The 12507-nt window shown below is 47.8% G+C and carries 9 protein-coding genes, 1 tRNA gene and 1 pseudogene; 1 reads left to right on the top strand and 10 read right to left on the bottom strand.

The annotated features are described in order from the left end of the window. Positions 1–49: 49 nt before the first annotated feature. The 3 genes from CBP31_RS13050 to CBP31_RS13040 all read right to left on the bottom strand — a co-directional run bounded on the left by CBP31_RS13050 (position 50) and on the right by CBP31_RS13040 (position 3269). A complete protein-coding gene (locus CBP31_RS13050) occupies positions 50–904 on the bottom strand; it encodes a GTPase (RefSeq protein ID WP_087037987.1) in 855 nt (284 codons plus the stop codon). 109 nt (positions 905–1013) lie between these two features. Continuing rightward, a complete protein-coding gene (locus tag CBP31_RS13045) occupies positions 1014–2837 on the bottom strand; it encodes a dynamin family protein (RefSeq protein ID WP_087037985.1) in 1824 nt (607 codons plus the stop codon). An 81-nt stretch (positions 2838–2918) separates the two neighbouring features. After that, positions 2919–3269: a YkvA family protein gene (locus CBP31_RS13040; protein ID WP_087037983.1), complete on the bottom strand. Its 351-nt coding sequence runs from the start codon at positions 3267–3269 to the stop codon at positions 2919–2921. Between the two features lie 139 nt (positions 3270–3408). On the opposite strand from CBP31_RS13040, the pseudogene csm6 reads away from it, so the two are divergent. Further along, positions 3409–4799, top strand: a pseudogene (csm6, locus tag CBP31_RS13030) (CRISPR-associated ring nuclease Csm6). Positions 4800–4816: 17 nt separating this feature from the next. Here csm6 and CBP31_RS13025 read toward each other — a convergent pair. The 7 genes from CBP31_RS13025 to dnaQ form a co-directional block, all read right to left on the bottom strand. After that, a complete protein-coding gene (locus CBP31_RS13025; protein ID WP_087037978.1) occupies positions 4817–5341 on the bottom strand; it encodes a hypothetical protein in 525 nt (174 codons plus the stop codon). A 1134-nt stretch (positions 5342–6475) separates the two neighbouring features. Then, positions 6476–7930: a protein phosphatase 2C domain-containing protein gene (locus CBP31_RS13020; protein ID WP_087037975.1), complete on the bottom strand. Its 1455-nt coding sequence runs from the start codon at positions 7928–7930 to the stop codon at positions 6476–6478. Between the two features lie 11 nt (positions 7931–7941). Continuing rightward, positions 7942–8940, bottom strand: a complete 999-nt coding sequence (locus CBP31_RS13015) for a kinase (RefSeq protein ID WP_087037973.1) — start codon at positions 8938–8940, stop codon at positions 7942–7944. Positions 8941–9022: 82 nt separating this feature from the next. After that, the gene (locus CBP31_RS13010) at positions 9023–9688 is read right to left on the bottom strand and encodes a vWA domain-containing protein (RefSeq protein ID WP_087037970.1); all 666 of its coding nucleotides are present in this window, start codon (positions 9686–9688) and stop codon (positions 9023–9025) included. A gap of 360 nt (positions 9689–10048) precedes the next feature. Further along, positions 10049–10125: transfer RNA gene (locus CBP31_RS13005), tRNA-Asp, on the bottom strand. Between the two features lie 121 nt (positions 10126–10246). After that, positions 10247–11401: a hypothetical protein gene (locus tag CBP31_RS13000; protein WP_087037967.1), complete on the bottom strand. Its 1155-nt coding sequence runs from the start codon at positions 11399–11401 to the stop codon at positions 10247–10249. Next, positions 11389–12117, bottom strand: a complete 729-nt coding sequence (gene dnaQ, locus CBP31_RS12995) for a DNA polymerase III subunit epsilon (RefSeq protein WP_087037964.1) — start codon at positions 12115–12117, stop codon at positions 11389–11391. The genes CBP31_RS13000 and dnaQ overlap by 13 nt, the downstream gene beginning before the upstream one ends. Positions 12118–12507 lie beyond the last annotated feature (390 nt).

Genomic DNA, 12507 nt, shown 5'->3' with positions numbered 1-12507 from the left:
TTTCAGCAAGGATGAGAAAATAACATTTAGTACACGACAGCCATTATGGTTACGCCGTTAAACGCTCTCGTAACATGCGCCGTAGCGCGCTAGCACTTTGCTCTTGCTGCGTTAATACGCTAGCCAACTGCTGACGCGCTTGCTTTAGTAGCTGGTGTTTTTGTTGTAGAGCATGGTCTATTTCTACTTGCAGCAGCTGGCGTAACCGCTGCTGTTTTTGCTGGCGAATAATCACCCGCTGGCTTTGTAAGTCTGCATGTTGCTCTGCAAGATGTTGCTGTAATTCCACCACACCACTGTGCGCGATGAGCGCCGGTTTGTTACGGCGAACCCCGTCTAAATAAGTAGTGGCAGACACCACTTTGGTCACGGGTTTATCGCCACACAGCTCAATAAACTGCTGATGAATGGTCGCCAGCAAACGAGTCTCTTCAGCTGCGGATAACTCTCCGCCATAACTTAAAACAAGCATTAAGCGTTGGTGCAAAGGCTGCTCAGACTGAGCCTGAATATTGGCTAAATACTCCAGCTCTTGCTGATCAAGCTCACCATTTCGCGGGTTATGTACCATCAGCAATAAATCTGCCTGTAACACGCCTTTAAATGCGGTGTTATCGTCATCACAGTCTGCATCTAAACCAGGGGTATCTAACAAGGTTAAGCCCTGCATGCTGGCCGTTTGTAATTGGCGTGTTTCTCGCGCTGCGGCGGTTTTAAAGTGCTCTTGCTCAACAAAACCACCCAAGGCGTTCAACAGGGTACTTTTCCCTGCGTTATATAAACCACAGGCGGCAACCACTACTTCATGATTTGGTTGCTGTTCAAGATCTAACAGCTGTTCAAGCAAAGGGGCGGTGTCGGGTACTAGCTGATGCAGCATGGCGTGCTGTTTAGATATGTTCATGCTTACCTCTTGGTTGCCTAAGTGAGTGAGTAAAGAGATGTTATCAACTGTATTTTTTACGGTGTGGCAAACAAGCTTGTATGCCAAGTGACCTTTCGCGAACGGGCAGCTAAAGCTGCGCCAAGCAACGCTGAAATTCCGCCAAAGCTTGTTTACTGTGCTGAGCACTATGTTGCAAGGTCGCCAAGGCACTCAGCAATGGCTGGCCATAACACAGCGCCACGGCTCGGCGGGCTTGCTCATCAAATAACTGCTGGGCTGCTGCCATAATTTCGTCGCGATTATCACCATCAGGAATCGATACTTCTCGCGTGCTTTGTGCGCTACCCGATAAGCTATCTCCGGCTGCTAAGCCCGCCGAGCCGCCTACTAGCGCACCAGCTGGCCCACCCACGAAGAAGCCAAGCAAGGCTCCACCTAGCCCGCCGGCTAATCGACTCAGCGTTTTACGCCCGTGATGGGTCACAGGAATGCTGCACTTTTCAAAACGTGCGCTAAAGCCCGGTAAAGTCACATCGGGGTTAAAACGCAAGGCTTGATCCACAGCCGTGCTTAAATCTCCTAATTGCTTCGTCAGCGCTTGGTCAATCAAGGAGCCTAAATGCTGTTGCAGCGCTTTATTCATGGCTTGGCTTAGCGCTTGGTTATTACCGCTATAGTTGCGCATTTGCTGCTGCAAACAATGGTGCAAGTGATATTGTAATTGGCTTACCAGCACCGGCTCTTGCTGTTGCACCTGTTGCTTAAACGAGGCACAAGCCTGATTCAGCGCGCCAACTTGCTGGTCTAATTGCGCGACCGACAGCGTAAGTCGTTGGCAAAACGCCGTTAAATTATTGCGCGGCGTTTGTTGCTTTAATTGCACGCTTTCTCCGGCGGCAATCTGCTGCAATTGGCTAAGTAACTGCTGCATGCCTGAGTCGGCAAACTCAGCATGGGTCTGTGCACGTTCAGCCATATGTACCGATACCGGCAACACCGCCGAGCGCAACAATTCACGGTGTGCTGGGTTATGAGCACAAACCTCTGCTAACTGTTGCTGCACAAACGCCACCTGTTGATCGCGCTTCTCTTGGCTGTACATGACTTGTCGCTTGCTCAGCTGGCCCTGCTCGTCTTCATCAAGCTCAATTTCATCGCAGCCGGTGATCAGTACTAATAACGGTTTATTAAGCTGTAAAAGCTCTGCAACTTCTTGCAAGTCTGAGCCTCGCCCAGGGTTAGCCGCACTCATCATGTAAATAATCAGGTCGGCGCTACGGGCATATTGTCGAGATAACTCACCATTGGCTGGATTTTTAGAATGTAATCCGGGTGAGTCCACCCATGTCAGACCAGGCAAGGTAAAATACTGAATGGCATCGGTGCACTCTTGACGATCCACACTAAAGCCTTGGCGAAAATCACCTTGATCAGTATTCATGCCACTGGCTTCAGCTTGCGCTAACTGCAGACCTTGTTGATAAGCAGCTTGCATCTGTGCAGGCGTAGGTTGAGAAGCCCCCGCCGCGATGTAATTACTGAGCGAGCTTTTGCCGGCTTTCACTTTGCCATACACAAACACCAGCAAAGAATCACCAAGCTGCTCACGAAACTCGGTACCTTTTTCATGCTGCTGCACTTGGCTTAGCCATTGCTGCTGGGTATCGGCGCACTGTGCCAGCAAGCCATTAAAATGCTGTTGCAACGGATGATCGGCGCTTAAACCATTGGCTTTACCGCTTGCCATCGCTTGTTGCAACGCCCCGTCTAACTGTTGCAAACCAGCATTAAGCTGCAGCTCTTGCTCGGTAACCGTTAACTTAGCCTGAGCAAACTGCTCAGCAACTCCAGCAAACAACGCCATTAACTGCTGACGGGAGGCAAATGCTTCGGTATTAGCCTCTAACGGTGCAGCTGTGGTTATAGAGGCATTTATGATGCTTGTGGTCATAATATTTCCTTATTTTTCGGAATAAATTGGGCCAAAAGTTGAAAAAGTTAAACAAGGCGGCAGCTGTATCGCCGCCTTGGCTTATTTACCCAGCCAGCGATTTAAGGCGGCAGCGGCAAGTTGTTCGTGCTTATCTTTTATGTGAGCAGCAACTACCCCTAATGCACCCAGCAAGACGCCAAAATCATCTACGTATCCCACGCCTAGCAGCACATCGGGAATAGCATCCACTGGCAAAATTAAATAGCCTAGGGCACTATAAATAATGGCTTTAGCCCAGGCGGGGGTGTCGCTATCTTGTGCGGCGTAATACAGCTTAAGTGCCGGCATTAATACTTTGCGGCCCAGTTTTTTAGCCTTGTTCCAAAACGCACCTTCGCTGTAGTGCTCTTGGTGATCTTGCGAAGAATTCGAACTGCGTGAATGAGTCATAAAGATACCTCTGTGGATGACAATGAGTGAATAACTTAAGATGCATACATAATAGTGATATAAATAAAGGATATGCCGTTTACAAGCTTGTAAGAAACACCCTATTACTCATAAAAGAAACAATAAGGATTAGATACTGATGCGACCTGAAGAACATCCAGAAAAAGTGTTACTTATTTCTGTGGGCACCTCGCCACAAATTATTACCGAAGTAATTTATGCGCTCACCGTGCAACGCCAACGGCAACAGCTACCTATGTTTATGCCGAGCAAAATAGTGGTCGTGTCTACCACTACCGGCATCATAGAAGCTAAAAAAGGACTAGACGGAGCCAACGGTTACTACACCAAATTAGCCCAGGACTATCATTTAACCGACTTACCGACCGCCATTGACTATCAAACCATTGTGACTTCCAACAATGAACCTTTGGACGACATTCGTAATAGCAAAGACAATGCCGACGCGGCAGATTTTATTGCTAATATTATTCGTCAATATACCTCTAACGATAATTGCGCCTTGCATGTTTCTATTGCTGGCGGCCGTAAAACCCAAGGTTATTACACCGGCTTTGCGTTATCGTTATTTGGCCGCCCCAAGATACGCTGTCGCATATTTTGGTGGATGCAGAATACGAAGGTAACCGTCAGTTCTTTTATCCCACGCCTGAAACTTGTCTTATTCCTGCTTTTGTGAAAAAAGGCGAGGCACCAAGAGACATAGATGCCAAGCTTGCTAATGTAGAGCTGGCTAACATTCCCTTCTTGGCACTGCGCGACCTGGTACCGGGTAAATACCTTGAAGCAAATAGCGTAGACTTTGGCCGGCTGGTAGCTGATGTACAAAAGTATCGTCAGGCTGATGATTATGTCATCATCATTAACATCCCTGAACGCACCGTAAGCTTGTTAGATCAGACTGTCGATTTTAGTAAAGATACACTTAGCCTTGCGTATTTATTGATGATGGCCCTCGCCAAGAAAAACAAAAACTTAGGAGAAATCAAAAACAATGATTACTTTATTAAGCCCAACGAAGATGCACCAAGAAAAGAGTATGAACTTCATACTCATGAAGCAGCCATTTCATTTATAAATAGCTACTTATTAATTGATAAACAATTACCAAAAAACAATCCTCACGCTATAAACAACCAGAATTTCATCAACTTGCGAGATCAGGTCCTTAGCTTAATAGCAAGTGATGAAAAAGATGAAAAACTAAAGCAAGAACAACCTAAAGATCGTATTGATGAATATTTTAACAAACAGCTAAACCTAGAAGAAGTCGTAGGAAAAAAATATCAGTTTTTAGAAGCGCTATTAAAAAATAATGGCATGACCTCTAAATACATGGATACCAGAAGAAATGCGCTGAAAAATCGCATGAGTCTAGAATTTGGCGAACATATCCTCAAAGAAATTATGCCTAATGGCTCGCTTAACGCAAAAGGCAATGAAGAAAACACCAAAAAACAAGGCCTACCACTGGATGCTGACCGGATAGAGATCATTTTTCCACAATAAATATTGGCTCGTTTTACTTACCAATATCGTGGCGTGCCCAAGGCAATTTTAGTCTTGTGTTGGGCATTTATGGCGCGGCTATAATGAAAGCCATCGCCATCGGTCATGCTAATGGGCTTATCGAGTAGGCGCGCCACTAAGCTGCCATGAATAATGTAGCGGTGACCATTACAGTACTTAAGCACAAATCGCTCGGCTTGCTCCGACAACTCCATCCAGCAGCTGGCCAAATCCGCACTAATAATCAGGCGCAAGGCATTACGGGCCAAGTCTTTAAAAAGCTGGTTTGTGGCCATGGCCACTAATTTTAAGCCTTTTTTAGCTTTATAAACCGTTACTGCCAACACTTTCCTACTGTGGTGCAACACCAACTTCCAGCTGGCGCTACTCGCCATCAAATCTTCTTTAGAAGAAAAATTTAAGCCGCCACTCACTTGAGCATAACTGGCAACCAGCAAATCCCATACTTGAGCAACAAATGACTGCATCATGTCGATATCGTTACAAGCAGTAATAGAAGAATGAGGAATGGGATTTCGCATGTTTACTCCAGTCAGGCCAAGGGGGTCGGTTGATAGGAGAAGCTTACTCAGTCACACTTTTCTTATTAGCCATGCAAGCTTGTGACTCACTAACAGATCTACGCCCGCACCCTTTACTTACCGCGCCCAACAGCAGATAATGCAGGCGGTTTTGTTCTTTAAAAGACTGGTTTGGTTAGTTAATATTTGTTGGCAAGTAAGGCCAAGCACAGTGCTTTGCTTACTTTCAAACAGTTAGGTTATTTATTGAGCAATTCAGCAGTAAAAAGAGGACTCAATCGAACAGCGATTTTTAGATTTAACAATCGTCAATAAAGGCCTCTGTAAGTGTTTGATTGTAAAGCGGTTAAAACGCTCTACCCTCTGAACCCAGCCCTGATTTAAAAGGGATTAAGACTCATTTCGATAATCGGCACTTCTATTACTTTCATCTCTGAACCCAGCCCTGATTTAAAAGGGATTAAGACAAAAAGAGACAAGCCAACAACTGCAACTACAGCTCTCTGAACCCAGCCCTGATTTAAAAGGGATTAAGACACTACCAGTTGGTCCAATTAACAGTGCGTTACTCTCTGAACCCAGCCCTGATTTAAAAGGGATTAAGACTCTACCCCTAGAACTTCTTGTGCGGAGATGATGGCCTCTGAACCCAGCCCTGATTTAAAAGGGATTAAGACAGAAAGTGAAGCACCTAAAGGATCTGCATTTTTCACTCTGAACCCAGCCCTGATTTAAAAGGGATTAAGACGTGTCTTCAGCTTCATCGTACTGATAATACTTACTCTGAACGCCGCCCTGACTTAAAAGGGATTAAGACTGTGGCTTATCGTTCTTCTTGGCATGGTGCATTCTCTGAACCCAGCCCTGATTTAAAGGGTTATTAGCGTTGAATTTTGAATAGAAAGGCAGCACTGTGCAGCACGCTCTTGCGTGGAGGTGCACTGGTCGGTCAACTCTCTACTGTGAGTTTAAGCTTGGTTTACAGCGTGTCGCTTCGCGCCACCCGCCGAATAAATTGGCGGCTACAAGTCGCGGAAATAAAAACGCCTGCACTATTGCTAGTGCAGGCGTTTTTTATGTGCATTTTTCAAATGGCTAGGATTATTGTCGGTATCCAACGCCATCGCTACTTCCTTATTCCATAACAAACTCGGTGGCTAGTAAGGCCAGGCTGCAGTCGTCGCCAGACATGCCGGTGACAAACTCTTCAGCCACTAAGCGCTGCACTAAAGTATGCCGCTTGAGTTTGCCGGCGCGCAGGCTGTGAAACCACTGGCTCAATTGCGATGACGCTCTACTGCCGTCATAGGCCACCAGTCGCTCTGCGGCACCATCACTCATCAGTGCCAAACCGGTCAACCCTGCTATCGGCATAAAACCGCTTTGCACCTGCTCTGGCTGCAAGTGAGCATTTACAAAGGTGGTTTGATTAGCAAATTCCCCTTTGCCGCTGCTACCTAATACGGTGAGCGTAGGGCTAAGCTGCATTTTAGCGCCCGCAGTAGCTTCCGCATTCTGCTCGACGGTCATGGTTTCCATCACTAACCCGCCATCTCCCACTCTTAACCACAGCCAGTTTTCTTTGCCTAAAATAGCCACAAGAAACGTCGCATTAAAGTCTTTAACGGCGCGGCGCTGTTCACTGGCTTTATCTGTTAATAAGCCAATACCGTGTTTAATCAGCAACAAACAAAACTGGCGGGCCTCTGCTGCAGTACTGGTTGGTTGATCAAGTAAGCTTGCCACTTGCTGTTCAAGCGTATTCAGCAAACGAGAAATACCCGATACCAAGGCTTGCGCTCCTTGTTCAGACACCGCCGCACTACCTGCGCCGTCAGCTAATAACAAAATAGGCCGGGGCTGTATGGCGCTAAAGGCCACATCTTGGCATGGCATGGGTTGCAGTGCATTACGATGGCTACGCCCTGCCACTTGTTCATGCATGCTTTGCCATTGATGATTAATCACGCACGCTAATGGCTTAGAGAGCGATGCCTTTTTAGCAGCCTTAGTTTTCTTCAGTGAATGCGTGGTTTTGGCAGGTTCGGCCTCTTGAGGCTCTACTTTACTTTGTTGCTCTAATACTGACGCAGATAGCTCGTGAGCCATAGTTTCTTGAGCAGTGCTTTCTTGAGCCTTATGCTTTAAAGATTTGGCTTCTGGAATAATGACGCTTGGTGCGGCTACTCCTTCAAGAACCTGATCTGACGCTATCGATTTCTCAAAAGCTGTTTCTGCTACTACTTCCATTGCAATGCTCGCCTCTTGTTCAGTTTTTGAATCAACAGCACCTTCACCACCCGCTATCAGCTTTGCAATATGAGAGGGAGTAAATGTCATCCCAAAGCCAAAAGGAAGCACACCCAAAGGGAAGGTACCAAACGGCGTGTGCGGTATCCGTTTTACCTCATTGGGGGCCGAGTCGGCGGTAGCCGAATCTGGTATTTTGGCGTTATTGGCCAACGGGTCTACATGGCTAACAACGAATTCGTTAGCCTCCGGCTCTAAGTGGGTGACGCCCGCTGATGCTGATTCTTTTGCGCGCATAATAATTCCTTTTTGCTCGGCCTGTTGAGTGTCATTGTTCATTGCGTTACCCCTTAAAGTTGAATAATGCGTTGGCTGTCGCCCTGATAATCGCGACCTTTGGGCGCCGCGGGCTTAATGGCATTTTCGTGCCAGCCTTTATCGATTTCATTGGCGTAAATGGCCAGCGACTTTTCCCACTCTGCTAAGGTAGGCCGTTTATTAGGCTGCCCTGCGCCTTCGGTAAAGGTGGCAATAAACAGGCTTTTTATGCGGTGCGGCATATGGCTCCAAATGTTATACCAAGGGCCTTTAGGCACGCCTTTATTGCCAATGCCATAAGCAAAGTTGCCCTGCTGCAAATTACTCACCGGATCTGCCCCACCCACAATGTCGTAGGGATGACGGCCAAGCATCAGACACTTAAACAAAATGATGGCCATAGAAAACGCTTCACTTTCGGGCGTGCGCCTAATTTGGTTAAAGGCTATCCCTAAGTGCTCTTTGGCGGTCATATCGGCGCTGCCCACGGGGCACGGATACAGCTGGCCATTCAACTCCAGTTGATAACTGTCACAGTCAATCAGCGTGACTTTATCGGAGTGCGGATCGCACAGCACGTTCTGCAAGTTGTAGTCGCCTAGCATCACTTGGTGGCAGTGTAACGCTTGCACCTGCTGCAAGTAATTAATGAGATAACTCACAATCTTGCGGCGATCCAAATTAGGAAAGTGCTTTTGATACAGCATAGGGTGCGCCATTAAATGCATAGGTACGCCTACCGCGCGGCGCATGGCATAACCCAACCACTGCTGCTGTTGGTCATACACAGACACCAGCGGCCAGCTCACCCCAGGCCAATTTCTTAACGCCGCCACACTTTGCATAGCGCTGACTTTGTTCTCGAGCTGGGCGGAGCCGCTCTTTTGCAAATAGTCCTTGTGGTAGCATTTAACCAGCACATTGGGCCTATCTTGCAGCGGATATACCGCCCCCTCACCGCCGCGCGCGAGTTCTGGCGCTAACCATTTCTCTTCTTCATAAGAGTCGAATACCTGGTGGAGTTGAGTCATAAGCACCTCGCAGTAAAAATGAGTGGGTCATTGAATGGTCTGGAAATAAGGGGCGCTCTGCCCCTAGGCACCGCAGTGGCGCTTAAATGCTGGCCCAGCTGTCCATGGGCGGTAAGTTCACGCCGGCACTGGTACTGCTAGAAGCAGACACCCGGCTCATACTGGCGGACAACCAAGTGAAGAACTCCTTAAACTTCACCCCTTGCAGGCCAATAGCTGGGCGGTTAGAAAACTCACCCAAAATCTGCATGTCGGCACCCGCTACGCCAATCACCAAGCTCACCAACTTTCTATTGGCGGATAAATCGCGCGCTTTGGCCGCCGCTGCTCGCCAATTATCGTTGGGTTCACCGTCACTAATAATCACCAACCAAGGCTGGTAATACGCCACACCGTTCGCCTTGTATTGCTGTTTTCGGGCCTCTAGTTGAGCAAGTGCTAAGTCAACCGCGCCGCCTAACGGCGTCATGCCATTGGCCGAAAACTGTTCGCAGTTATCAATGCTGCTCAGTGAGGTAAAAGGTAAGCGCTGCTCTACTTGGCCACCGGCGGTAATCACTGACACATCTACCGAGTAAGCGGCCACTTCGTCTTCGCTGAGGGTATTCAAAAATAATTGAAAACCTTCATTAAGCTGCTGTATCGGACTGCCCGACATAGAAGCCGAGGTATCCAACACCATGGTGACCGCACAGCGGGCAGATGGATTCTCAATCAAGTCGTTGGCCAGTATTAAGTCGTATGACATGGCGTTATTCCTTTTGCTGTTGAGGGGGAGGCAAGCCGTTTGGCTTCGATGGGATAAAGAATAACAAAAGGAATGAGTGGCTCGGTCTGACGCAAGCTTGTGTACGGCAGGGTGTGAATAAAATAAAGCGAGGTCAGTATTTTTAGTAGCAAGCTACAACTGAAAGTCTTGCAAATTTAAGGTAGGAGTAATCGAGCTTAGTCTCATGATTTTGAACACCGGTCAAAACAAGTGTTTGGTCACCAAATGGTCACGGTTCGGTCACGGAGGTGGGTTTGACAAAGTAGGAATGATGAGTTTTAGCGGGGATGGAAAAGCAAAAAACCTTTAGCTATCAATAGCTAAAGGTTTCTTTAAATATGGCGGAGTGGACGGGACTCGAACCCGCGACCCCCGGCGTGACAGGCCGGTATTCTAACCAACTGAACTACCACTCCTCGTCAGCAGCGTGCTGCAGACGAGGGCCATAATAGTACCGAGCAAGTAAGAGGTCAACCGCAAACTTGTTCTTTTAGTCCACTTGCTTAACTTTCAATCACTAACCTTATAAATATACAATTAGCTTAGCGTTTTATCTCTGTTTAAGCGCTTTTTAGCTGCGCGCTTTCTTAAAATCCAGCCTATTAATGCCAGCACTAACAGCAAGATAACGCCGGCGATGCTGTAGGTTAAGGTGTTGCTATCTTTAACTGGGCTTAGCTCTTCGCTTGCAGTAACAGCAGGACTAACGCGGATCACTTGCTCGACCAGCTCAAGCTGTATTTCACGGTCTTCTTGATTAGTGGCAAAGGCTCGGCCTTGCCAATAATAGTTACCGGGCTCTAGGGCGTCGGGCAGTGAAATGCGCGTGCCGGTGCCAGAAATGGGAATACGCTGTTGAGATGGCGTAACCAGCTCGCCGGTAATAATCAAGCTACTGGCAATTAGCTCGTGATCAGCGGTAACGGTAATATGCCATTGGCCTTGCTCATCTGGCTTAGCAAAGCTCAGTTTCAGCGGCATAGGATAAATCATCACCTGTTGTTCTTTGGTGCGCGCCAGCACTTGGTTGCTAATTTCGCTTTGAAATAAATACTCGCCGGGCAATATATCCAAGATCACTTGTGCGGTGAGCTTGCCATCGTTGGGGATGGCATCCAGCCCTACGCCGTCATCTTTAAACTCGCCCACCACTACGGGGGCGGGAGCAAATTGCGCATCTGGGTCGATGCGCAAATTAATGAGCTGCGCCTGCAAGGCTAAATCTTGTAGGTAAAAGTTAGCATCTAAACGGGTAGCACCGTGGCGTAATTCGGCGTCCAGTTTAAGGATTTCTTGCTGATATAACCGCTCCGCCAACGGGCTAAGCGCCAGTTCAAATTCACTGACCAATGTGATGCCGCGCTTAGGGGTCACTTTGCCGGTCGCTTGCCAAGGCCCAGGCTCGGGTTGCCAAAGGGTGATCACATCGCGATCATGGGTGCTCACCCAGCTAATATGGTTGGGGTGTGAATGTTGGTAATATTTACTGCCATCGGGGCGAATTAACACCACGGGAGCGCTGTTAGGCTCGCGCTCAATCAGCAAGGTCAGGGAAGAAATAGAGGGATCGATACGAAAGGTATTACTTAACCAACGGGCACTTTGCTCGGATGCATGACTGCTCAACGCCGTAAACAGCAAGCTCAAGCTTAAACAAACAGTTAATAAAGAGCGGCTGATTAGCTGCGCCATAAACAACTGCCTCCTTTTTTCATCACTAAATCTAAGCGGGCTTCATGATCTTGTAATTCTTGGGCATCGGCCCGAATAATTTTGAGTGGCGCACGGGCAGTATTTAAGCGGCGGATGCCGCCTCTGTCATCTTGCTGTTGGCTGTCGCTTTGCAAATTTAACTTGGTTTGGCCACCTGTCATTAACAGGTATACATCGGCCAAAATCTCCGCATCCAAGAGCGCACCGTGCAAGGTTCTATGGCTGTTATCTATGCCATATCGCGTACAGAGCACGTCTAGGTTATTTCGCTTACCGGGATAGAGTTTGCGGGCCAGCGCTAAGGTATCGGTGACTTTGCACAGCTCGGCCACCCGCTCTTTGCGCCCAATGAGGCTTAGCTCATAATCTAAAAAGCCCACGTCAAAGGGCGCGTTATGGGCGACCAATTCAGCGCCGCGAATAAAGTCTAGAAACTCCTCTACCTGCCCAGAGAATGGCGGTTTATCGGCCAAAAAGTCATCGGTGATACCGTGCACTTTAATGGCTTCTTCATCTATCTTACGGTTGGGTTTGAGGTACACATGATAATGACGCCCGGTTAAGCGACGGTTCACTACCTCTACCGCGCCAATTTCAATGACTTTGTGGCCCATGTAATGAGGGCCCGAGTCCATGTTGATACCCGTGGTCTCTGTGTCCAAAATGACTTGGCGCGCATGTGTTTGCTGATTCATTAGCCTTGCTTCCTATACCCAAACTGCGGCCAGTATAAGTAACTGCCTGCGGCTATGCTACCAAGCGGCTGTTTTAAGCTGTTAGTCAAAGGCGAAAACAACAAAACATTTTTGCCACGGAACTCACAGAAGACGCGGAAAAATTAAGCTGAGATAAGTTCGACGAGTAATAAGAGCCTTTGATGGTAAGACCCAGGGCGAGGGCTACTTTTGCCACGGAAGCAGGTCTGAACTCACGGACGCAATTCACGTGCGACAAAAGATAATAATTTTAATGGTAAGAGCTGGCCTCTGACTGTTTGGTGTTTGGCCCGCCCTCTTTACGCTTCGCTCTTAACTGATTTTATTCAGATTTGATCTCTATTGTTCCGTGAATTCCGTGTTCTTCCG

The organism is Oceanisphaera profunda (assembly GCF_002157895.1).
GTDB lineage: Bacteria > Pseudomonadota > Gammaproteobacteria > Enterobacterales > Aeromonadaceae > Oceanimonas > Oceanimonas profunda.
The sequence above is the reverse complement of the archived record's forward strand: the minus strand, read 5'-3'. Positions and strand labels throughout refer to the sequence as shown.